We start from the raw sequence: 266 nt of genomic DNA, 5'->3' as shown, positions 1-266 counted from the left end.
TAGCTGCCGGCGTAGCGCGTCGACACACCCTGCCAGTCCGCACCTGCGAACAGCTGGCGCTGCATGTCGCGATCGAAACGGCCGCTGCCGAGCTGCGCCATGACGTAGCTGTCGCCGAAGCTGCGCGCCAGGTACGCCTGCGCCTGTGTCTGCCGGTCGCGATTGCGATCCCCGCGCGCAGCGGCAATGCCGTCGCCGCGCAGCTCGCCGAACGCGAACCCGGCGACCAGTCCGTTGCCGAGCAGATGATCGCGGCCGATGCTCCA

General features: G+C 69.9%; 1 protein-coding gene. It reads right to left on the bottom strand.

Annotation, left to right across the window (positions count from 1 at the left end; all coding sequences use genetic code 11):
* Positions 1 to 266, bottom strand: a 266-nt coding sequence (locus AC3A5T_RS16925) for an autotransporter domain-containing protein (protein ID WP_487629531.1), incomplete at both ends; no start/stop codon positions are given.

The organism is Luteimonas sp. Soil_C_16, from assembly GCF_057657295.1.
Note: the sequence above shows the minus strand (reverse complement) of the source record. Positions and strands in the feature narration are given on the sequence as shown.